This window comes from Pseudomonas sp. DVZ6, assembly GCF_024259445.1.
Taxonomy (GTDB): domain Bacteria; phylum Pseudomonadota; class Gammaproteobacteria; order Pseudomonadales; family Pseudomonadaceae; genus Aquipseudomonas; species Aquipseudomonas peradeniyensis.
In genome coordinates this window covers 1-21,963 of sequence record NZ_JANCLM010000013.1, presented here as the reverse complement: position 1 = coordinate 21,963, position 21,963 = coordinate 1, and the positions used below count along the sequence as shown (strand labels likewise).

General features: G+C 65.7%; 20 protein-coding genes. 9 read left to right on the top strand and 11 right to left on the bottom strand.

What is annotated here, in order from left to right; translation table 11 throughout:
• The first annotated feature begins 11 nt into the window (after nucleotides 1-11).
• Together NMG10_RS09645 and NMG10_RS09640 are read left to right on the top strand one after the other, a co-directional pair.
• Nucleotides 12-3,191 (top strand): efflux RND transporter permease subunit, encoded by a 3,180-nt coding sequence (locus NMG10_RS09645; RefSeq protein ID WP_203652451.1) that lies wholly within the window; start codon nucleotides 12-14, stop codon nucleotides 3,189-3,191.
• Nucleotides 3,188-4,603: an efflux transporter outer membrane subunit gene (locus NMG10_RS09640; RefSeq protein WP_254464247.1), complete on the top strand. Its 1,416-nt coding sequence runs from the start codon at nucleotides 3,188-3,190 to the stop codon at nucleotides 4,601-4,603. The genes NMG10_RS09645 and NMG10_RS09640 overlap by 4 nt, the downstream gene beginning before the upstream one ends.
• A 269-nt stretch (nucleotides 4,604-4,872) precedes the next feature.
• Here the strand turns inward: NMG10_RS09640 and NMG10_RS09635 are convergent, their stop codons facing one another.
• Nucleotides 4,873-5,112 carry a helix-hairpin-helix domain-containing protein gene (locus tag NMG10_RS09635; RefSeq protein ID WP_110738643.1) on the bottom strand — a complete coding sequence of 80 codons (240 nt, stop codon included), beginning with the start codon at nucleotides 5,110-5,112 and terminating at the stop codon, nucleotides 4,873-4,875.
• Nucleotides 5,113-5,204: 92 nt separating this feature from the next.
• Here NMG10_RS09635 and NMG10_RS09630 point away from each other — a divergent pair, with 92 nt between their 5' ends.
• On the top strand, nucleotides 5,205-5,822 hold the full coding sequence (locus NMG10_RS09630) for a LysE family transporter (RefSeq protein WP_232856142.1): 618 nt from the start codon (nucleotides 5,205-5,207) through the stop codon (nucleotides 5,820-5,822).
• A gap of 3 nt (nucleotides 5,823-5,825) precedes the next feature.
• Here the strand turns inward: NMG10_RS09630 and NMG10_RS09625 are convergent, their stop codons facing one another.
• Both NMG10_RS09625 and NMG10_RS09620 read right to left on the bottom strand, forming a co-directional pair.
• On the bottom strand, nucleotides 5,826-6,221 hold the full coding sequence (locus NMG10_RS09625) for a hypothetical protein (RefSeq protein ID WP_232856143.1): 396 nt from the start codon (nucleotides 6,219-6,221) through the stop codon (nucleotides 5,826-5,828).
• A gap of 56 nt (nucleotides 6,222-6,277) precedes the next feature.
• A complete protein-coding gene (locus NMG10_RS09620; RefSeq protein ID WP_203652446.1) occupies nucleotides 6,278-6,979 on the bottom strand; it encodes an NUDIX hydrolase in 702 nt (233 codons plus the stop codon).
• A gap of 142 nt (nucleotides 6,980-7,121) precedes the next feature.
• Here NMG10_RS09620 and NMG10_RS09615 point away from each other — a divergent pair, with 142 nt between their 5' ends.
• From NMG10_RS09615 to NMG10_RS09595, 5 genes are all read left to right on the top strand, one after another.
• Nucleotides 7,122-7,772, top strand: coding sequence for a nicotinamidase (locus NMG10_RS09615; RefSeq protein WP_232856144.1), 651 nt, complete (start codon nucleotides 7,122-7,124; stop codon nucleotides 7,770-7,772).
• Entirely contained in the window at nucleotides 7,769-8,965 is a 1,197-nt protein-coding gene (pncB, locus tag NMG10_RS09610) for a nicotinate phosphoribosyltransferase (RefSeq protein WP_254464246.1), read from the top strand. The genes NMG10_RS09615 and pncB overlap by 4 nt, the downstream gene beginning before the upstream one ends.
• A gap of 69 nt (nucleotides 8,966-9,034) precedes the next feature.
• A complete protein-coding gene (locus NMG10_RS09605) occupies nucleotides 9,035-9,823 on the top strand; it encodes a hypothetical protein (protein ID WP_254464245.1) in 789 nt (262 codons plus the stop codon).
• A gap of 156 nt (nucleotides 9,824-9,979) precedes the next feature.
• A complete protein-coding gene (gene ppnN, locus NMG10_RS09600) occupies nucleotides 9,980-11,353 on the top strand; it encodes a nucleotide 5'-monophosphate nucleosidase PpnN (RefSeq protein WP_203652441.1) in 1,374 nt (457 codons plus the stop codon).
• Between the two features lie 288 nt (nucleotides 11,354-11,641).
• Complete coding sequence (locus tag NMG10_RS09595; RefSeq protein ID WP_203652440.1) at nucleotides 11,642-12,292, top strand: TIGR04211 family SH3 domain-containing protein; 651 nt, start codon at nucleotides 11,642-11,644, stop codon at nucleotides 12,290-12,292.
• A 51-nt stretch (nucleotides 12,293-12,343) separates the two neighbouring features.
• On the opposite strand, the gene NMG10_RS09590 is transcribed toward NMG10_RS09595, so the two are convergent.
• The 8 genes from NMG10_RS09590 to NMG10_RS09555 all read right to left on the bottom strand — a co-directional run bounded on the left by NMG10_RS09590 (nucleotide 12,344) and on the right by NMG10_RS09555 (nucleotide 21,558).
• Nucleotides 12,344-13,657 carry a cytochrome c gene (locus NMG10_RS09590; RefSeq protein ID WP_203652439.1) on the bottom strand — a complete coding sequence of 438 codons (1,314 nt, stop codon included), beginning with the start codon at nucleotides 13,655-13,657 and terminating at the stop codon, nucleotides 12,344-12,346.
• 11 nt (nucleotides 13,658-13,668) lie between these two features.
• Nucleotides 13,669-15,456, bottom strand: a complete 1,788-nt coding sequence (locus NMG10_RS09585) for a GMC family oxidoreductase (RefSeq protein WP_254464244.1) — start codon at nucleotides 15,454-15,456, stop codon at nucleotides 13,669-13,671.
• Nucleotides 15,457-15,459: 3 nt separating this feature from the next.
• A complete protein-coding gene (locus NMG10_RS09580) occupies nucleotides 15,460-16,206 on the bottom strand; it encodes a gluconate 2-dehydrogenase subunit 3 family protein (RefSeq protein WP_254464243.1) in 747 nt (248 codons plus the stop codon).
• A 202-nt stretch (nucleotides 16,207-16,408) separates the two neighbouring features.
• Nucleotides 16,409-17,395, bottom strand: a complete 987-nt coding sequence (locus NMG10_RS09575) for a D-glycerate dehydrogenase (protein ID WP_254464242.1) — start codon at nucleotides 17,393-17,395, stop codon at nucleotides 16,409-16,411.
• 10 nt (nucleotides 17,396-17,405) lie between these two features.
• Nucleotides 17,406-18,683, bottom strand: coding sequence for an MFS transporter (locus NMG10_RS09570; RefSeq protein ID WP_028692135.1), 1,278 nt, complete (start codon nucleotides 18,681-18,683; stop codon nucleotides 17,406-17,408).
• A gap of 57 nt (nucleotides 18,684-18,740) precedes the next feature.
• A complete protein-coding gene (locus NMG10_RS09565) occupies nucleotides 18,741-19,700 on the bottom strand; it encodes a sugar kinase (RefSeq protein ID WP_254464241.1) in 960 nt (319 codons plus the stop codon).
• Nucleotides 19,693-20,463, bottom strand: coding sequence for a sugar phosphate isomerase/epimerase (locus NMG10_RS09560; RefSeq protein ID WP_203652435.1), 771 nt, complete (start codon nucleotides 20,461-20,463; stop codon nucleotides 19,693-19,695). The genes NMG10_RS09565 and NMG10_RS09560 overlap by 8 nt, the downstream gene beginning before the upstream one ends.
• A 72-nt stretch (nucleotides 20,464-20,535) precedes the next feature.
• On the bottom strand, nucleotides 20,536-21,558 hold the full coding sequence (locus NMG10_RS09555) for a LacI family DNA-binding transcriptional regulator (protein WP_203652434.1): 1,023 nt from the start codon (nucleotides 21,556-21,558) through the stop codon (nucleotides 20,536-20,538).
• A 202-nt stretch (nucleotides 21,559-21,760) separates the two neighbouring features.
• Here NMG10_RS09555 and NMG10_RS09550 point away from each other — a divergent pair, with 202 nt between their 5' ends.
• Nucleotides 21,761-21,922, top strand: a complete 162-nt coding sequence (locus NMG10_RS09550; protein WP_254464240.1) for a hypothetical protein — start codon at nucleotides 21,761-21,763, stop codon at nucleotides 21,920-21,922.
• The last annotated feature ends 41 nt before the right edge of the window (nucleotides 21,923-21,963 follow it).

Here is a 21,963-nt window from a genome sequence, read left to right as displayed (position 1 = left end):
GGACAACACCGATGAACTTTTCGAAATTCTTCATTACCCGGCCGATTTTCGCCGCGGTGCTGTCGCTGGTGCTGCTGATCGCGGGCTCGATCTCGCTGTTCCAGCTGCCGATCAGCGAATACCCCGAAGTGGTGCCGCCCACCGTGGTGGTGCGCGCCAACTTCCCCGGCGCCAACCCCAAGGTGATCGGCGAGACCGTCGCAGCGCCCTTGGAGCAGGCCATCACCGGTGTCGAGAACATGCTGTACATGTCCTCGCAGTCCACCGCCGACGGCAAGCTGACCCTGACCATCACCTTCGCCCTGGGCACCGACCTGGACAACGCCCAGGTGCAGGTGCAGAACCGCGTGACCCGTACCCAGCCCAAGCTGCCGGAAGAGGTGACGCGCATCGGCATCACCGTCGACAAGGCCTCGCCCGACCTGACCATGGTCGTGCACCTGACCTCGCCGGACAACCGCTACGACATGCTCTACCTGTCCAACTACGCCATCCTCAACATCAAGGATGAGCTGGCGCGCCTCGGTGGCGTCGGTGACGTGCAGCTGTTCGGCATGGGCGACTACTCGCTGCGGGTGTGGCTCGACCCGAACAAGACCGCTTCGCGCAACCTGACCGCCAGCGACGTGGTGGCCGCCATTCGCGAGCAGAACCGCCAGGTCGCCGCCGGCCAGCTGGGCGCCCCGCCCGCCCCGGGCTCGACCAGCTTCCAGCTGTCGATCAACACTCAAGGTCGCCTGGTCAACGAGGAAGAGTTCGAGAACATCATCATCCGTGCCGGTGCCAATGGCGAGATCACGCGCTTGAAGGACATCGCCCGGGTCGAGCTCGGCTCCAGCCAGTATGCCCTGCGCTCGCTGCTGAACAACCAGCCGGCGGTGGCCATCCCGATCTTCCAGCGCCCAGGCTCCAACGCCATCGAGATCTCCGACGAAGTGCGGGCGAAGATGGCCGAACTGAAGAAAGAGTTCCCGGAAGGCATGGACTACAGCATCGTCTATGACCCGACCGTGTTCGTTCGTGGCTCCATCGAAGCCGTGGTGCACACCCTGTTCGAAGCGCTGATCCTGGTCGTGCTGGTGGTGATCCTGTTCCTGCAGACCTGGCGCGCCTCGATCATCCCGCTGATGGCCGTGCCCGTCTCGCTGATCGGCACCTTCGCGGTGATGCACCTGTTCGGCTTCTCGCTCAACGCGCTGTCGCTGTTCGGCCTGGTGCTGGCCATCGGTATCGTGGTGGACGACGCCATCGTCGTGGTGGAGAACGTCGAGCGTAACATCGGCCTTGGCCTGAAACCGCTGGAAGCCACGCAGAAGGCCATGAGCGAAGTGACCGGCCCGATCATCGCCACCGCCCTGGTGCTGTGCGCCGTGTTCGTGCCTGCCGCGTTCATCTCCGGCCTCACCGGGCAGTTCTACAAGCAGTTCGCCCTGACCATCGCCATCTCCACCGTGATCTCGGCATTCAACTCGCTGACCCTGTCGCCGGCCCTGGCCGCCGTGCTGCTGAAGGACCACCACGCGCCCAAGGACCGTTTCTCGCGCTTCCTGGAAAAACTGCTGGGCAGCTGGCTGTTCGCCCCGTTCAACCGCTTCTTCGACCGCGCCAGCCATGGCTATGTCGGCGGCGTGCGCCGGGTCATCCGCTCCAGCGGCATTGCCCTGTTCGTCTATGCAGGTCTCATGGGCCTGACCTACCTGGGCTTCTCGTCCACCCCGACCGGCTTCGTCCCGGCCCAGGACAAGCAGTACCTGGTGGCCTTCGCCCAGCTGCCTGACGCCGCCAGCCTCGACCGTACCGAGGCGGTGATCAAGAAAATGAGCGAGATCGCCCTCAAGCAACCGGGCGTGGCTGATTCGGTGGCCTTCCCGGGCCTGTCGATCAACGGCTTCACCAACAGCCCGAACAGCGGCATCGTGTTCACCCCGCTCAAGCCGTTCGATGAGCGCAAGGACCCGAGCCAGTCGGCGGCGGCCATCGCGGCAGCCCTGAACGCCCAGTTCGCCGATATCCAGGACGCCTACATCGCGATCTTCCCGCCTCCGCCGGTCCAAGGCCTGGGCACCATCGGCGGCTTCCGCCTGCAGATCGAGGACCGCGGCAACCTGGGCTACGAAGCGCTGTACAAAGAGACCCAGAACATCATCGCCAAGAGCCACAACGTGCCGGAACTGGCGGGCCTGTTCACCAGCTACCAGGTCAACGTGCCGCAGGTCGATGCCGCCATCGACCGGGAAAAGGCCAAGACCCACGGCGTGGCAATCAATGACATCTTCGACACCCTGCAGGTCTACCTGGGCTCGCTGTACACCAACGACTTCAACCGCTTTGGCCGCACTTACCAGGTCAACGTCCAGGCCGAGCAGCAGTTCCGCCTCGACGCCGAGCAGATCGGCCAGCTGAAGGTGCGCAACAACCTGGGCGAGATGATCCCGCTGGCGACCTTCCTCAAGGTCAGCGACACCTCCGGGCCTGACCGGGTCATGCACTACAACGGCTTCATCACCGCCGAGATCAACGGTGCCGCGGCCCCAGGCTACAGCTCCGGCCAGGCCGAGGCGGCGATCGAGAAACTGCTCAAGGAGGAACTGCCCAACGGCATGACCTTCGAATGGACCGACCTGACCTACCAGCAGATCCTCTCAGGCAACACCGCGCTGTTCGTGTTCCCGCTCTGCGTGCTGCTGGCCTTCCTGGTGCTGGCCGCCCAGTACGAGAGCTGGAGCCTGCCGCTGGCGGTGATCCTGATCGTGCCGATGACCCTGCTGTCGGCCATCACCGGGGTGATCGTCTCCGGTGGCGACAACAACATCTTCACCCAGATCGGCTTGATCGTACTGGTGGGCCTGGCGTGCAAGAACGCGATCCTGATTGTCGAGTTCGCCAAGGATGAACAGGCCAAGGGCCTCGACCCGCTGGCTGCGGTACTGGAAGCCTGCCGCCTGCGTCTGCGGCCGATCCTGATGACCTCGATCGCCTTCATCATGGGCGTGGTGCCGCTGGTGTTCAGCTCCGGCGCCGGTTCCGAGATGCGTCACGCCATGGGTGTGGCGGTGTTCTCGGGGATGATCGGGGTGACCGTGTTCGGCCTGTTCCTGACCCCGGTGTTCTTCTTCCTGATCCGCCGTTTCGTCGAGCGTCGCCAGGCACGCAAGGCCGGGCACGCAGTGGCGCTGGAGAACCATGCATGAAGTTGCTCAACCCCCTGACCCCGAGCCTGCTGGCACTGGCCCTGGCGGCCTGCGCGGTGGGTCCGGACTACAAGGCCCCGCTGACCGAACCGGCCAAGCTGGACGCCGGCCTTGAAGCCAAAGCCTATGACCGCAGCCGCTTCGAGAGCGTGTGGTGGAAACAGTTCGACGACCCGGTGCTGAACCAGTTGGTGCAGGCATCGCTGGACGGCAACCGCGACCTGCGCGTGGCCTTCGCCCGCCTGAAGGCCGCGCGCTCGATCCGCGAGGACGCCGCCAACGACCAGTTGCCGGTGGTCACCAGCCGTGCCAGCAGCGACCTGGGCAAGGGCCAGGTGCCTGGCCAGACCGAGCGCCGGGTCAACAGCGAGCGCTATGACCTGGGCCTGGACATGGCCTGGGAGCTCGACCTGTTCGGCCGCATCCAGCGCCAGATCGAAGCCAGCGAAGCGCAGGAAGCCGCCGCCGAGGCCGACCTGCAGCAGCTGCAGGTCAGCCTGATCGCCGAACTGGTCGACGCTTATGGCCAGTTGCGCGGCGCCCAGTTGCGCGAGCAGATCGCCGTGGCCAACCTCAAGACCCAGCAGCAGTCGCGGGACATCACCGTGACCCTGCGCGATACCGGGGTCGGCAACGAGCTCGACGTGGTCCGCGCCGACGCCCGCCTGGCGGGTGTCGAAGCCACCGTGCCACAGCTGCAGGCCGAACAGGTACGGGCGAAGAACCGCATCGCCACCCTGCTCGGCCAGCGCCCGGACGCCCTGAGCGTGGACCTGGCGCCCAAGGCCCTGCCCGCCATAGCCAAGGCCTTGCCGGTGGGCGACCCCGGCGAGCTGCTGCGCCGCCGCCCGGACATCCGCAGCGCCGAGCGCCAGCTGGCGGCGGCCACGGCCAACGTCGGCGTGGCCACCGCCGACCTGTTCCCACGGGTCAGCTTGAGCGGCTTCCTCGGCTTCACCGCCGCGCGCGGCTCGCAGATCGGCTCCTCGGCTGCCAATGCCTGGGCGCTGGGCCCGAGCATCACCTGGGCAGCCTTCGACCTGGGCAGCGTGCGCGCCCGCCTGCGCGGCGCCAAGGCCGATGCCGAGGGTGCCCTGGCCAACTACGAACAGCAGGTGCTGCTGGCCCTGGAGGAATCCTCCAATGCCTTCAGCGACTACGGCAAGCGCCAACAGCGCCTGCTGGCGCTGATGCGCCAGAGCGACGCCAGCCGCAAGGCGGCGGAACTGGCCTCGGTGCGCTACCGCGAAGGTACGGTGGACTACCTGGTGCTGCTCGACGCCGAGCGCGAACGCCTGAGCGCCGAAGACGCCCAGGCCCAGGGCGAGGTCGAGCTGTACAGCGGCATCGTCGCGATCTACAAGGCGCTGGGCGGCGGCTGGCAACCCGACGTGGTGGCCAGCTCGCGCTGATCGCCCCCTGATGTGAAGACTCCTTTGGTTGGTTCCTCCCCCAACCGTTTGCCCCGAAGGCCTTGGTCTTCGGGGCTTTTTTATGCTGCTCCAAAGGCCCTGCACGCCCCTCTGTAGGAGCGGCCTTGTGCCGCGAAAGGGCTGCGTTGCAGCCCCGGCGATTGATGTGTCAACGCTGAACCCCTGGGGCCGCTACGCAGCCCTTTCGCGGCACAAGGCCGCTCCTACAGGGGAAACGGTCAACGTGCGTGCCACATCTGGACAGCCCTTCAAAAAGCAACCTCCCTGGCCCGCGCAATCGCCGCCTGTATCGCCCCCCGCGCCTGCGGGCTGTTCTTCCAGCAACTGCTGCCCACCAGCCCGGCCGCCTCGCTGACGATCTGCAGGGCATCGGCCCCGGCCAGTCGTGCCAGCGAGTCATAACCCAACTGCTCGAGCCGCTGCACCACGGTCGGCCCCACGCCCTTGACCGCCAGCAATACCGCCCGCTCATCCGCGCTGAACGCCATCTTCACCTCCCTGTGCCGCCATGGCTTTGCAAGTCCCGCGAATAATGGCATATATCGTGATCTGCCCGCCCACCTTCCCCAGGAGACTTCCCATGCTCGGCGTGACCGACTACGGCGCTTTCGTGATCGCGTTCCTCATCCTCCTGGCGATCCCCGGCCCCGGCAACTTCGCCCTGATCACCGCCACCGGCAAGGGCGGCATCAAGGGCGGCCTGGCCGCCACCTTCGGGGTGATCCTCGGCGACCAGGTGCTGATGTGGCTGGCGGTGGCCGGCGTCGCCACCCTGCTGGCCACCTACCCGGCCGCCTTCCATGTGGTGCAGTGGGCCGGCGCCGCCTACCTGGCCTGGCTCGGCCTGCGCATGGTGCTGAGCAAGCCCGGCGGTGCGCCGCGCGACAGCGGCATGGCCAGCGGCCGCTACCTGCGCCAGACCATGATGATCACCCTGCTCAACCCCAAGGCGATCATGTTCTACATGGCGTTCTTCCCGCTGTTCATCGACCCGGTGCGCCACCAGGGCGTGGTGACCTTCGCCTTCATGGCGCTGACCGTGGCCGGCCTGACCCTGCTCTACGGCCTGGTGGCGGTGCTGCTCACCCACCGCCTGGCCGAGCGCATGCGCGCCAGCCCGCGGGTGACGCATGCCCTGGAGCGCCTGGCCGGTGTCTGTCTGGTGGGCTTTGGTATCAAGCTGGCGGCGATGCGCTGAGGCTCAGGCGTCGCGCAGCAGGTCGTGGGCGTCGAGCAGGCGGAAGGCTACCTGCGGATTGCGCTCGAGGCCACGGCGAATGGCGGCCGGGATCGACTGGCGGGTCTTGCGGCACAGGCCTGTCTGCGCCGCAAGCTCGATGACGATGCCGCGCATGGTGCGCACCTCGTTGAAGCCAGGGGCGATATGCACGCGGATGCCCAGTTGTTCGTAGAGGCGCGCCTGCAGGTGCTGCAGGTCCTCCAGATCCTTCAGATTTTCCAGGCGTTCGACTAGGCGCTTCTCCTCCTCGCGGGTGAGCAGCAGGATGCGTCGCTCGGGGCCGTCGGCCAGGCGTTCGCGGCCGCAGTCGCAGGCGCCCGGTGGACAAGGATGGCGTTGGGGAGGCAGGTTGGTCATGGGGCAAGGATAGTCGCTACTCGACGACTGCAGGAAGAGGCCGCGACCTCTCCTGACTATCCTCCCGCCAGCAAACTCCGGTCGAACATGAACGCCCCGCTCCCCTGTGGGGTATGTCGGTACAGTTGCTGTGGCCGCCCCAGCCTGGGCTGGTTCTTCTCTCCGGTGTCCTGCACCCAACCTTCGCTCTTCATGCGCTCCAGACGTTTGCGCATTGAGGTGTTGTTGACCGGCTGTCCCAGGCACGCCTGCGCGGCGGCCAGGGCGTCCAGCACGGTGAAGCGCTCGGGTGCCAGATACAACGGTAGGTTGGTGTACACGGCCTTGGCCGCCAGCCGTTCATAGGCGCGCTCGACCAGCAGGCGATGATCGAACGGCAACGGCGGCTCATTATCCAGGACGCCTTGCAGATCGAAGAAGGCAATCTGCTGATCCTCGACCACGACCGCAGGGTCGAGTAACGCCAGGTAGTAAGTACTCAATGTCCAGCCCCGTGGGTCGCGGGAAGCATTGCCCTCGGTGCCGACCTGCTCCAGGTGGCGCGGGTACACCTTGGCCTTTTCCGCAAGTGCCCGGCAGGCGGCGGCATCCAGGTTGTTGTCCGCAGTACTGCCATTGACGATGACGCCCGGCAAGGCCCACTGGCCCTTGTAGGGCGTGCGTTGGCGCTGGTGCAGCAGGACCTGCAGGCGCTGGCTCTCAGGCGTCAGGCGCAGGGCGACGATATCCACGCTGGCCAGGACTTCTGCGCTGCTCAAGATGGCACTCCATTTTCAAATACGCAAATATTCCACCAGGGCAATTAAGTTGGTCAAGTATAAAACTTAATTAAGGATATGGCTTGACACACTTAATGCACCAGGTGAAATATATGGCCATCCAAGCGAGAGGAGGCCCCAAATGAACATTGCCAGCTTCGACGTCGACGCGCAGAACGGCTTCACCGCCAACGCACCCCATGAGCTACCCGTTCCGGGCGGCCACCTGATCGCCCCCGCGCTCAACACCATGGCCCAACGCGCCTCGCTGCGCCTGGGCAGCAAGGACGCCCACCCGGCCAACGCCGCCTGGGTGGTCGCCGAGCCGGGCCAGATGCTGCAACCACTGACCTTGGCCAATGCCGACCTGACCTGGGTCAGCCACTGCGTCCCCGGCACGCCGGGCTTCGAGCTGCTGCCCGGCCTGCCCGCCCCCATCGATTACGACTACTTCGTCTGGAAAGGCGTAGAACCCGACCTGCACCCCTACGGCGCCTGCTACCACGACCTGGCCGAGCGCCGCTCCACCGGCGTCATCGAGTACCTCAAGGTGCAGCAGGTACAGGCGATCATCGTCGGCGGCCTGGCACTGGACTACTGCGTGCGCACCACTGCCCTGCAACTGCGCCGCGCCGGTTTCGAGGTACTCCTGTACCTGCCGGCCTGCCGCGCCCTGAGCGCCGAGGGCGCACAGGCGGCCTGCGATGAAATGGCCATCACCGGCATCCACCTGTGCACCGACGAACAGGCCCTCGATACCCGGCTCGACCAAATCAAGGAGGCCCGCCCATGAGCGACAGCGTCTTTGGTCCACGGATCATCCAGAACCTGCTGGATACCGATTTCTACAAGATCACCATGATGCAGGCAGTGCTGCACAACTACCCCAACGCCGAGGTGGAATGGGAGTTCCGTTGCCGCAACGACGAGGACCTGGCGCCCTACCTCGCCGAGATCCGCTACCAGATCGAGCAGTTGGCCGATGTCTCGGTCACCCACGACCAGTTGGCCTACCTGGAGAAGATCCCGTTCATCAAGCCGGACTTCATCCGCTTCCTCAGCCTGTTCCGCTTCAACCTGCGCTACGTGCAGGTTGGCCTGGACGATGCCGGGCAACTGGCGATCCGCGTACGCGGCCCGTGGTTGCACGTGATCCTCTTCGAGATCCCGCTGCTGGCGATCATCAGCGAGGTACGCAACCGCTACCGCTATCGCGAGGTGCTGATCGAGCAGGTCGGCGAGCGCCTGTACCAAAAGCTCGACTGGCTCAGGGCCGAAGCCAGCGACGACGAGCTGGCCGGTCTGCAACTGGCCGACTTCGGTACCCGCCGGCGATTCTCCTACCGGGTACAGGAAGAAGTGGTGCATATCCTCAAGCGTGATTTTCCCGGGCGTTTCGTCGGTACCAGCAACGTGCACCTGGCCCGCGAATACCAGATCAAGCCCATCGGTACCATGGCCCACGAATGGTTCATGGCCCACCAGCAACTTGGTCCGCGCCTGGTCGACAGCCAGGCCGCCGCACTGGAATGCTGGGTACGCGAGTACCGTGGCCAATTGGGCATCGCCCTGACCGACTGCATCGGCATGGATGCGTTCATGCACGACTTCGACCTGTACTTCGCCAAGCTGTTCGATGGCCTACGCCATGACTCGGGCGATCCGCTGGCCTGGGCCGAAAAGGCCATCGCCCACTACCAACGGCTGGGTATCGATCCCCTTGGCAAGACTCTGATTTTCTCTGATGGCCTCGACTTCCCGAAAATGCTGGCGCTCTACCGCGCCCTGCATGGGCGGATCAACGTCAGCTTCGGCATCGGCACCCACCTGACCTGCGACATACCCGGCGTCACGCCGATGAACATCGTGATCAAGATGACTGCCTGCAACGGCGCCCCGGTGGCAAAGATCTCCGACAGCCCAGGCAAGACCCAGTGCCGGGACGAGAACTTCGTGACCTACCTCAAACACGTTTTCAACCGCTGAAGGGCAACACCCTTCGATTTCATCACCCCAGCATCGAGGAACTGCAGCATGCTCCCCAGAAAAAACGTTATGCGTTACTTGACCAAAAACAAGTTCAAGTACCTGCTTGAAGACAAAGGCATCTATGTAAGCGCCGCCAGTGATCAGTCAGATACGCACGAAGGTGACTACGATCACTGCTACCTTTCCAAGCACCTTCGTAATGAAGTTGATTGCGACGAGGAACTGCTGGAGAAAGTCGACGAGATGATGCTCGGCAGCAAAAAAGTCGGGCGTGAAACCACTTATCTGAGCTGCTGGTACTGTTCCGACGAGGAATCACCCAAGATGTGGAAGGAGTATGGCACGGACGGCGTCATCATCTTCAGTACCGACCTGGCGCTGGAGTACGCGCTGCCCGAACCGTTGAACCAAACCACCAAATTCTACGAGTTGACCTACAATGACCAGCTCAAGCCGCAGGCCAACCAGCAACCGTTCCGCGTCAAGAATGAGTGTTTTAAGCATGAGAAAGAATTCCGTGTGGAGTTCAATCTTCTCGAGTATTCGGTCCTGACAGGTTTCGAGGCGCGTAACGAAGTAAGGATCGGCGGAGTCCTCTCTCACGAGTGCGACGAGATCACCTCATGCATGTCGCCAGCGGCACGGGCTCAGAGTCATCACGTCATTCGCCGTAAAAACAAGGGGTATGTCCTTGCCTACCCACTCGCCAAGATCATCCACGAGGTTCGGCTGCATCCCAATGCATCGGATCAGGACCTCAGGGAGGTACGCGCCGCCTTGAAAGCGTGCGGTATCGACTGCACAGTCAACCATTCAACCCTCCGTGGGCTCGTCACCGAGCAAGATCCAGCTTGATGTACCGCGAAGACAATCGAGGGGCTGAGTGAAGACACGCCGCGAGCGTTGGGCCACCCACACACACGTGATTTACCTCTACCCTCTCGTTGCCACGCACATTTGCTTGTATGGTGTTGTCCAAGAAGGATGTTTTACCCGCACAGGAAAGACCAGATGCCCCAACGCAATGTCATCAACGCCTCCGTCAGCCCCAAGGGCAGCCTGGAGACGCTGTCGCAACGTGAAGTCCAGCAACTGAGCGAAGTCGGTACCGGCAGCCTCTACACCCTGTTCCGCCAGTGCGCCCTGGCCATCCTCAACACCGGCGCCCATGTCGACAACGCCAAGACCATCCTCGAGGCCTACAAGGACTTCGAGGTACGCATCCACCAGCAGGACCGCGGCGTGCGCCTTGAGCTGCTCAACGCCCCGGCCGACGCCTTCGTCGACGGCGAAATGATCGCCAGTACCCGCGAGATGCTGTTCAGCGCCTTGCGCGACATCGTCTACACCGAGAGCGAGCTGGCCAGCCAGCGCATCGACCTGGAAAGCTCGCAAGGCCTCACCGACTACGTCTTCCACCTGCTGCGCAACGCCCGCACCCTGCGCCCGGGCGTCGAGCCGAAGTTGGTGGTGTGCTGGGGCGGGCACTCGATCAGCAGCGAGGAATACCAGTACACCAAGAAGGTCGGCCACGAGCTGGGCCTGCGCAAGCTGGATGTCTGCACCGGCTGCGGCCCGGGCGTGATGAAGGGGCCGATGAAGGGCGCCACCATTGCCCATGCCAAGCAGCGCATGCACGGCAGTCGCTACCTGGGCCTGACCGAGCCGGGCATCATCGCCGCCGAGGCGCCCAACCCGATCGTCAACGAACTGGTGATCCTGCCGGACATCGAGAAGCGCCTGGAGGCCTTCGTCCGCGTCGGCCACGGCATCATCATCTTCCCCGGCGGCGCCGGCACCGCCGAAGAGTTCCTGTACCTGCTCGGCATTCTCATGCACCCGGACAACCAGGACTTGCCGTTCCCGGTCGTGCTCACCGGGCCGCGCAGCGCCGAAGCCTTCCTGCAGCAGTTGCACGCCTTCGTCGGCGCCACCCTCGGCGAGGCCGCCCAGCGTCACTACCAGATCATCATCGACGATCCGGCCGAAGTGGCCCGGCAGATGGTCGAGGGGCTCAAGGTGGTCAAGCAGTTCCGCCGTGAACGTAACGACGCGTTCCACTTCAACTGGCTGCTGAAGATCGACGAGGGCTTCCAGCACCCGTTCGACCCGACCCACGAGAACATGGCCAACCTGGCCCTGCGCCGCGAACTGCCGCCCCACGAATTGGCGGCCAACCTGCGCCGTGCGTTCTCCGGGATCGTCGCCGGCAACGTCAAGGACAAGGGCATCCGCCTGATCGAGGAGCACGGGCCGTACCAGATCCGCGGCGACGCGGCGATCCTCGACCCGCTCGGGCGCCTGCTGCAGGCGTTCGTCGACCAGCACCGCATGAAGTTGCCCGGCGGGGCGGCGTATGTGCCGTGCTATGAGGTGGTGGCCTGAGGTAGCCGCTGCAATGGAGCAAAAAGTCATGCTGTGATTTAGCTGGGGCAGCGTGGGAGCGGGCCTGCCCCGCGATCACCGACAAAGTCGGTGCCATCGATCGCATCGCGGGGCAAGCCCGCTCCCACGCTGCTAGAGATACGGCCAGCAACATCCTGCAGACATTTCCTGCACCAGGTAGTGAACCTGCCTACAAAAAAACGGTCTTTCGCTGACGGTCAATCCACCCGACCGGATCGCCGGCCCAGTCATCGGGCCTTCATTCGTCCTGTTTCAGCGAAGACCAGCATGCCAGACATCCAGCCCGCTTCCCCTGCCCTCACCGCCCTGCGCGGCGGCCTGATCGCCGCCCTGATCGCCCTTGCCGTTCCGGCCCACGCCGAAGAGCCGGCCAGCGATGCGCGCTGGGTCAGCGACAGCCTGAGCACCTACGTGCGCAGCGGCCCCACCGATGGCCACCGCATCGTCGGCACGCTCAAGTCCGGGCAGAAGGTCAGCCTGGTGACCAGCCAGGGCAACTACAGCCAGGTGCGCGGACAGAGCGGCGACCTGGTGTGGATCCTCAGCAACGACCTGCAGGCCGTGCCCGGCCAGAACGAGCGCCTGCCGCAGCTCGACGCCCAGGTGACCGAGTTGTCCGGCCAGTTGAAGAACATCGACGACAGCTGGAAGAACCGCGTGCAGGGCATGCAGGAGACCCTCGACTCGCGCAAGGCGCTGATCGACGAGCTGGAAAGCCGCAACAAGGCGCTCAACGAGCAACTGGCGCAGAGCCAGTCGACCCTGCGCGACACCCAGGCGCGCCTGGGTGACGAGAACAAGCAGGTGATGATGCGCTACATGGTCTACGGCGGCAGCATCGCCGGGGCCGGGCTGCTGGCGGGGTTGATCCTGCCGGCGCTGACCCGCGGCCGTAAACGCAACGACCGCTGGTTCTGAGTGGCGGGGCCAGGGGCAAGGTCGTGCAGACCCGTTGCCCCCGGCCACTGCTCAGGGCTCCTGGATACCCGTGGTATCGCCGATCAACGACTCGGCCTTCAGTGCCGGCGGCGCCTGCTTGCGCAGTTGCGCCACCTGCCCCGCGTTCACCGCCGGTGCCTGGTTGCCCCAGCTGGCGCGAATGAAGTTGACCACATCGGCCACCTGCTGGTCCGACAGGCGCCAGCCGAAGCCCGGCATGCTGAAGGTCGAGGGTGCCGTCGCCGTGGCCGGCAGGGTCGCGCCCTCCAGCACGATATGGATCAACGAGGTGGCATCCTCGCCCTGCACCACCGGGTTGCCGGCCAGCGCCGGGAACACCCGGGCGTAGCCCTTGCCGTCGGTGCGGTGGCAGGCACCGCAGTTATCGATGTAGAGCGCCGCGCCGGTCTTGCCGTCATTGCCCTGCCACAGCGCCTGGGCGACGGCAGGATCCTCGCGGAACGGCTTGTCGTCCGGGTTCACCGGCGGCAGGGTCTTGAGGTAGCGGGCGATGGCGGTCAGGTCGGCGTCGCTCATGTACTGCATGCTGTGCTCGACCACGTCGCTCATGCCGCCGAACACCGCGGTACGCTCGTTGCGCCCGGTCTTGAGGAAGGCAACGATCTGCGCCTCGTCCCAACTGCCCAGGCCATCCTTGTGATCACCGCGCAGGCTCTTGGCAATCCAGCCCTCCAGGGGCGCGCTGCCGGACAGGAACGCCGCGCCGTCGCCGGCATCCAGGGCTTTTTCCTGCATGGTCAGCGCCCGCGGCGTGTGGCACGCGCCACAGTGCCCCAGCCCTTCCACCAGGTAGGCGCCGCGCGCCACCAGCGGATCTCGCCCGGCGGCTTCGAACGGCTTGACCGGCGGCGCGAACAACCCACGCCAGAACGCCAGCGGCCAGCGCATGCTCAGCGGCCAGGGGATGTCGCTGCCCTTGTTCTGCTGCTCCACCGGCTGCACGCCGTGCATGAAGTAGGCGTAGAGCGCCTGCATGTCCTGGTCGCTGACCCGGGCATAGGACGGGTACGGCATGGCCGGGTACAGCGTGCTGCCATCCTTGCCGATGCCCTGGCGCACGGCACGCTCGAAGTCCTCGTAGCTGTACTGGCCGATGCCGCTCGCGTGGGGGGTGATGTTGGTCGAGTACAGGGTGCCGATGGGCGTTTCCATGGGCAGCCCGCCGGCGAATGGCTTGCCGCCCTTGGCGGTGTGGCAGGCCACGCAGTCACCAGCGCGGGCCAGGTATTCCCCTTGTCTGACCTGCGCCGGGTCCACCGCGTCGGCGGCCTGCAGCAAGGTGCTGGCGCCCAGGCCCAGCATGGCGATGAGCAATGTCTTCATGTTGGCTTTCCTCACGCCTGCGCCAGTGGACCGGGGTTCTTCAGGTAGCGCTCGCGGATCGCCCGCGCCGACCAGTAGGTCAGTGCCGCCACCAGGCCAGTGGGGTTGTAGCCCAGGCCCTGGGGGAAGGCCGAGGCGCCGGGCACGAACACGTTGTGCACGTCCCAGCACTGCAGGTAGCGATTGAGTGCGCTGGTCTTGGGATCGGTGCCCATGATCGCGCCACCGTTGAGGTGGGTGGTCTGGTAGGTGGAGGCATCGAAGTGCTGGCCGAAGGCTTTCTTGCCCGCGCTGATCGCCTTGGGCCCCATGGCCTCGGCGATCTTGCCCATGCGCTCGACCATGAAACGGTTCATCTTCACGTCGTTGTCCTTCCAGTCGAAGGTCATGCGCAGCAGGGGCAAACCGTAGGCATCCTTGTACACCGGGTCCAGGTCGAGGTAGTTGTCGCGGTAGGACTGGTGCGCGCCATGGGCGTCCATCGACAGCATGTGCCGGTAGCTGTCGGCCACCGCGGCCTTCCAGCCACTGCCCCACTTCGGCGTGCCCGGCGGCACCTTGGTGCCGGAGATCGGCTTGGCGCCGGCCTGGTTGACCCAGAATGGCGAACCGCCGACGAAGCCGTGGGGGCCATGGTCGAAGTTGTCGGCGTTGAAGTCGTCCACCGCCACGCCGTTGCCGCCGGCGCCGATGAAGGGGTTGGTGTGGTGGCTGTCGCGGTCGAAGAACGCGGTCACGGTGGAGATGTTCTGGTAGGCGAAGTTGCGTCCGACCACCCCTTCGTTGCTCACCGGGTCGTAGGGTTTGCCGATGCCCGAGAGCAGCATCAGGCGCACGTTGTTGTACTGGAACGCGCCGAGGATCACCAGGTCGGCCGGTTGCTCCACCTCGCGCCCCTGGCTGTCGACGTAGGTCACGCCGGTGGCCAGGCGCTTGTCGGCGGTCAGGTTGACCCGCAACACATGGGCGTTGTTGCGCAGCTCGAAGTTCGGCACCTGGCGCAGGGCCGGGAGGATGTTCACATTGGGCGAGGCCTTGGAGTACATGTAGCAGGCATAGCCGCTGCAATAGCCGCAGAAGTTGCACGGCCCCATCTGCGCGCCGTAGGGGTTGGTGTAGGGCCCTGAGGTGTTGGCCGACGGCAGGTTGTAGGGGTGGTAGCCGACCTCGCGGGCGGCCTTCTCGAACAGCTGCGCCGACACGGTGTTCTTCTGCGCCGCCAGCGGGAAGTCGCTGGAGCGGTCGGCAGCAAACGGGTTGCCGCCCTTGTCCCGGCCTACCACCTGGCCCTTGATCGACCAGGCCGTGCCGGAGGTGCCGAACACCTTCTCGGCGAAATCGAAGTACGGCTCCAGCTCTTCATAGCTGACGCCGAAGTCCTGGATGGTCATGCCCTCGGGAATGAACCGCTTGCCGTAGCGCTCCTCGTAGTGGCTGCGCAGGCGCAGCTCCACCGGGTCGACGCGAAAATGCACGCCGGACCAGTGCAGCCCCGCTCCGCCCGTGCCGGTGCCGGGCAGGAAGGCGCCGAACTGGCGGTACGGCACGGCCACGTCGTTGACGCTGTGGCGCAGGGTCACGGTCTCGCGGGAGATGTCCATGAACAGCTTCTTGCGCGAGTTGTAGGTCAGCTCGTCCATGGTCTGCGGGTAGACGCCGTCCGGGTAGGTGTCGCGGGCAGGGCCGCGCTCCAGGGCCAGCACCTGCAGGCCGGCCTCGGTCAGTTCCTTGGCCATGATCGCCCCGGCCCAGCCGAACCCGACGATGACCACATCGACTTTCTTCATCACTTGGCTCATGGCTCAACCTCGCTCGCCGCTGATGGACACTGACGGGAAGGGATAGCGCTCGTCGCGCTCCACCCAGTCCATGAAATCGGCGCGGGCGCCGGGGAAGCCGACCAGCTTCCAGCCGGCCAGGCCCTGGTTGCCGCCGTGCAGGGGGTCGCTGAAAAAGCCCTCACGGGTGTTGAGCCAGAGCATGCCGAGGAAGGTGGCCGCCGGCACCGTGGCAAAGACCGGCTTGCCGCCGTCCAGGGCCTCGAGCACCTGCTGCTGTTGTTCAAGGCCGAGCTGGGCGAACGCCTTGCCGAACTGCGCCTGGCACCAGGCGTCGGTTTCGCCGATGCCCAGCCGGTAGATCTCCTGGGGGCTGAGCTTGAGCTGGTAACCCAGCTCGCTGGGCGCGTCGGGGCGGAATGGCCCCTGCATGTACCACAGCCCACCGCTGCCGTAGCGGGTGTTGAGCTGACGGTCGATGAACTCGGGCACGCCGGCATCGGCCGCACCGGGGCCGAGGGCGTCGGTGGGGATCAGCACGGCCACGGCGGCGCTGACGAAGGCCCACTCCTCGCGGGTGAAGAAGCTCGGCTGGTAGGCCCGTGCCGGGGCCGCTCGGGCCGGTTCGGCGGGTGCCGGGGTGGCGCTGTCGGCGAGCACTGCGCCGCCCAGCCCTGTGCTGGCGAGGGTCGCCACCGGGATCAGGGTCAGGGATTGGCGCAGGAACGCCCGGCGCGCCGGTTGCACGGAGGCGGGTTGGTCCTTAGACATGAGGATGTCTCTCTGTTGATCAGGTCATACGGAAATCGTCGCCCTTTTCACCGCTGAAGATCCCGGGGCCACAGGCCGAGACAGCGCTGTCTCGGCGGAGCGGCCTTGTTTTGCCAAAGGGTCGCGGCACGACCCCGGGATATCGAATCGGGCAAGGGCTGTTGTTATGGCAAGCACGGGGCGAGCACAGTGCTCGCCCCGCTCATGGGTTTCGCCGCGACCAGGCAAGCGGGTTGACCAGGTTCTGCGGTCGCTCGCCGGCCAAGGCGGCCAGCAGGTTTTCAACGGCGCAACGGGCCATGGCCTCGCGGGTCTCCTCGGTGGCCGAGCCGATGTGCGGCGTCACCACCAGGTTGTCCAGTTGCAGCAAGGGTGAATCGGCGGGCAACGGCTCGCGCACGAACACGTCCAGGCCGGCGCCGCGAATGCGCCGCTCGGCCAGGGCCTGGAACAATGCCGACTCGTCCAGCACCCGACCACGGGAGATATTCACCAGGATCGCCGACGGCTTCATCAGCGCCAGCTGTGGTGCGCCGATCAGGTTCTCGGTCGCGGCGGTCAACGGCAGGCACAGGCAGACGAAATCAGATTCGGCCAGCAATGCCTCCAGGCTGCGATGCGCGGCGGCGAACCGCGCCTCCACCTCGGGCCGTGGCTGGCGGGTGTGGTACAGCACGCGCATGCCGAAACCGGCATGGGCGCGGCGGGCCAGGGCCTCGCCGATACGGCCCATGCCGACGATGCCCAGGGTCTTGCCCTGCACATCGCAACCGAACTGCGCCGGCCCGATACCTGCCTGCCAGTGGCCGGCGCGGATCCAGCCGTCGAGCTCGACGACCCGCCGGGCACAGGCGAGGATCAGGGCGAAGCCGGTGTCGGCGGTGGTTTCGGTGAGCACGTCGGGGGTGTTGGTCAACAGCACGCCGCGCTGGTCGAAGGCGTCGATATCGTAGTTGTCGACGCCAACCGATACACTGGAGACCACTTCCAGCTGCGGCGCCAGGTCGAGCAAGGGGGCGTCCAGGCGCAGGCTGGCGCCGAGCAGCCCATGGGCGCCCGGCAGCGCCGCACGCAGGCGGGCGAGGCCGTCGGCACTGGGCGATTCGACCAGGGTCACCTCGGCGTGCGCCTGCAGGCGGGCCATGAGCGCGTCGGAGAGGCGTTTGTAGAGGACGATGCGTTTCTTCATTGCACGGTACCTATCGGCTGGGCGCCAGGCTTTGCCGGCGTGTCTGTTGCAAGGGGTTGAGAACGGCGGTCAGGGCCACGGCCAGCAGCAGCGCCACGCACATGAACAGGTAGGAGGCGCCGGGTCCGCCGGTGGCGCCATTGAGGTAGCCCACCAGCCACGAGCCGGAAAACGAGCCCAGCGCGCCCATGCTGTTGATCAGCGCCATGGCGCCCCCGGCGACGTTGGCCGGCAGCAGCTCGGGGACGATGGCGAAGAACGGCCCGTAGGGCGCGTACATGCAGGCCCCGGCGATCACCAGCAAGGCGTAGGACCACCAGAAATGCTCGGTGCCCAGGCTGTACGAGCCGTAAAACGCCAGGGCGGCGATCAGCAGCGGCGGCCAGACGAAACGCTTGCGCTTCTGCAGGCGGTCCGAGGCCCAGGACACGCCGAGCATGGCCACCACCGCCCCCAGGTACGGCACCGCCGACAACCAGCCGGCGGTGACGATGTCCAGCGCCGCCGCCTGCTTGAGGATCGACGGCAGCCAGAGCACGAAGCCGTACACGCCGATGCTCCAGCAGAAGTACTGCAGCGACAGGATCAACACCGTAGGCGAGCGGAACGCCTCGCGGTAGTTCTTCACCGGCTTGATACCCTGCTGCTCGGCGTCCAGCGCCTGGCGCAGCGCCGCCTTCTCGCGGGCATCCAGCCACTTGGCCTGCTCCGGACGGTCATCCACCAGGCGCCACCAGATGAAGGCCCAGAGAATCGCCGGCGCGCCTTCGATGATGAACATCCAGCGCCAGTCGAACTGCTGCACCAGGTAGCCCGAAACCACCGACATCCACAGGATGGTCACCGGGTTGCCGAGGATCAGGAAGGTGTTGGCCCGCGAGCGCTCGGCGCGGGTGAACCAGTGGCAGAGGTAGATGAGCATGGCCGGCATCACCGCCGCCTCCACCACGCCCAGCAGGAAGCGGATGACGATCAGCAGGTAGACGTCATGCACCACGCCGGTCAGCGTCGCCAGGCCACCCCAGAGGATCAGGCTGGCGAAGATCAGCTTCTTCACGCTGCGCTTCTGCGCATAGAGGGCGCCCGGCACCTGGAAGAAGAAGTAGCCAAGGAAGAACAGCGCGCCGAGCAGCGACGACAGCGCCGGGGTGATCTTCAGGTCGTCGGCCATGCCCGAGGCCGCGGCAAAGCCATAGTTGGCCCGGTCGAGGTAGGCCAGGCTGTAGGTGATGAAGACGATGGGCATGATGTACCACCAGCGTCTGGGAGCGAGTCGATCAAGCTGCATGGGGATTCTCCTGGTCTTGTTGTTCTTGTCACATCAGGTGCCGGACGGTCCGGCGATTCAGCGTGGTTGGATCGAAGCGTGTTCGTGCAGGTCCAGTTCGTGGCGTTGCGGCAGGCCCTCCATGTCGCCCCGGCTCTGCACCGCCCGGCTGCCGCACCAGTTGCCCCGGGCCACGGCCCGGCGCAGCGGCAGCCCTTCGAGCAAGGCGCTGATCACGCCGACGGCGAAGGCGTCACCCGCGCCCACGGTGTCAACCACCCGGGCCACCGGAAAACCGGGGACCACACCGTGCTGACCTTGGGCGTCGCGCCAGTAGGCACCTTCGGCGCCGAGTTTGATCGCTACGCATTGCACGCCCTGCTCGAGGTAGAACTCGGCGATGGCCTGCGGCGACTGGCGGCCGCTGAGCAGGCGCCCCTCCTCAAGCCCCGGCAGGACCCAGTCGGCCTTGAACGCCAGGGCGTTGATCTCGCGCACCATGGTCGGGCGGTCCGGCCATAGCGAAGGCCGCAGGTTGGGGTCGAAGGAAATGCTGCGGCCATGGGCGCGCATGTCGTCCAGCAACTGGTGGCAGAGCGCGCGGCAGCTGGCCGACAAGGCCGGCGGAATGCCGGTGGCGTGCAGGTGCCGGGCCTCCAGCAACGTGGGTTGCAGCTGGGCCGGCGACAACCGGCTGGCCGCCGAGCCACGACGGAAATACTCGACTTGCGGATCGCGGCCGTCATCGCAGCGCTCCTTGAGCTGGAACCCAGTGGGATGCTCGTCATCGATCTCGACGCTCGAACAGTCCAGCCCTTCCTGGCGCAGGGTGTCGAGCACGAAGGCGCCGAGCGAGTCGTTACCCACCCGGCTCAGCCAGCGCACCCCCAGGCCCAGGCGCGCCAGGCCGATGGCCACGTTGCTGTCGGCACCGGCGATGCGCTTGCCGAAACCCTCGACCTGGGCCAGTTCGCCCGGCTGCGCGGCCACGAACATGGCCATGGTTTCACCGAAACACAGGACGTCGCGCTCAGCCATGGCACACCTGCCCTTCCAGCTGCGCCAGTTGCGCGACCTGCCGCGCGGTCAGCGCCAGCAGGTCATCACCGGCCAGGGGGTATTCGATGGCCCGCGGCAGGTCCGGGGCGAAATAGGTCATCAGCTCGCGCCACTGGGCCAGGTCAAGCGCCTGGGGCACGACCGCGACCAGGCGCCCGTCTGCACGCCGGGCCACGGCCTTGCAGTGCACATAGCGCACCCAACGGCCCAGCAGCTGTGCCGCCAGCAGCGGTGATTCGTCATGCCAGTACCAGTTACCGATATCGAAGGTCATGCCCGGTGCCACGCCCTGCTCCTGCGCCTCGCGGAAGAATCGTTCCAGGACCTGCAGCCGTCCGCCGTAAGGCGTCTGGTCGTTTTCCACATACAGCGCTGTCTTGTGCCCCAGCAATGGCGCCAGGGCCTGCAAGTCACAGCCTGGCTGGTAATGCCCCAGCGACACCTTCAGCGCCACCGCGCCGATTTCGCTTGCCAGTTGCAGGCGCTGGGCGATGGCCGGCTCCAGGCTGCCATCCTCGCGCCACAGCTCCAGTGGCGTGGAGTAAAGGCTCTGCAGGCCATGCTCGGCGGCCAGGTTGGCCAGGGTGGTGACAGCGGGCGTGGCGTCGAACAGTTCCTCACGCCATTCCACCCGCCGCGCACCGGCGGCGGCCAGCAACGGCAGGTAGCTGGCCTGACCCAGGCGCCGCACGGCATCGGCACCGAAACTCGACAAGCTGATGGAGACAATGGGCGATTGCATGTGTGTGGTCCTTGTTCTTGTAGATGAAACCGGTTTCATTTTTCGCCAGCAGCAACGGCGTCAAGGACGCCGTCAGGCTTGTGATCGGGTGGAGCCTCGCGGGATCAGCTCGGCTTGCAAATCCAGGCGCCGCGCCGGCGAACCGCTGCCTTGCAGGCGCTCCAGCAGGCATTGGAACGCTGCGGCACCGATCCGCCCGGTGGGCTGGGCCAGGGCGGTGATGCCGCTGCCCACCAACGGGTACCAGTCCAGCTCGTCGAGCGCCAGCAGGCCGACGTCCTGGAACAGCGTTCCGCCACGGGCGTGCAGCACGCGTACCACCTCCAGGGTGGCAACGCCGTTACAGGTGAACAAGGCCTGCGGGCCGTGCCCTGCCCCGGCGATGAAGCTGCCCAGCTGCTCCGGCAAGTCCGCCCCCACCTCCAGCACCTGCCCACGCAGGCCACGGCGCCGGGCGATGGAGGCCTGGAAGGCGTCAACTCGCTCCTGGCGGGAGCTGGTGCCGTCGAGCGGCTCGGTCACGGCGAGGATGTCGCGATAACCGCAACGCTGCAGGTGATCAAGGGCCTGCTCGACGGCATCGGTGTTGTCCAACCCCACCAGGTCGACTGCCAGGCCGGCCAGTTGCCGGTCGACCAGCACCATCGGCAGGTCGAGGGCCAGCTTGGCCAGCTCGTCGGCGCGGTGGCCGAGGGTGTTCACGATCAGGCCGTCGACGTTGTACGACTGCAGGGCTTGCAGGTGGCTGCGTTCCTGGTCGTCGTCGTAGTCGGTGTTGCACACCACCAGGCTGTAGCCGTGCTGGCGGCAGGCAGTCTCGACGCCGTGCATCACCGCCACCGAATAGGGGTTGCGGATATCAGCCAGGAGCATGCCGATCAGCCCGGTGCGGCCGCGCTTGAGGGCGCTGGCCATGCGGTTGGGGCGATAGCCGAGGCGTTCGACGACGGCCTCGATGCGTTGCGCGGTGGCTTCGGCGAGCAGTTGCCGGTCTTCGCCCATATAGCGCGAGACCGTGGCCTTGGACACGCCGGCGGCCTTGGCGACCTCGCTGATGGTGACCCGACCGCGGACGGATGTTGGCTCTTTGTTCACCCTGTTTCCTTCTTGTTTGCGCTTTTGCAGGGTTGATGAAAACGGTTTCAATGAAATCAGGGATGGGGGGTGGCGTCAAGTGACGGGCTTTCTGCCAAAGCGGGTGGATTCAGTGCCAATCGCTTGTCCTGGCGCTGTACATGGGGGGCTTCGGGGTTATGGTGGTTTTATGGAGCTCGTTCGACCTGCCTTGGAGATGGCCATGACCGCACTGTTTAGGATCAGTTTGATTTTGCTGCTTGCCGGTATGGGGATGGGGGATATCGTGGTGGCCAGTGTGGGGTTGGTTGGGTTGTGTGGGGGGGCTGTGGTGCTTAGTGTTCGGCAGGATGATGGTGAGGTGGAGTCGGAGTTTATTGCCTGAAGGTTCTGGTTCTGGTTCTGGTTTTTTGGTGATTGTTCTAG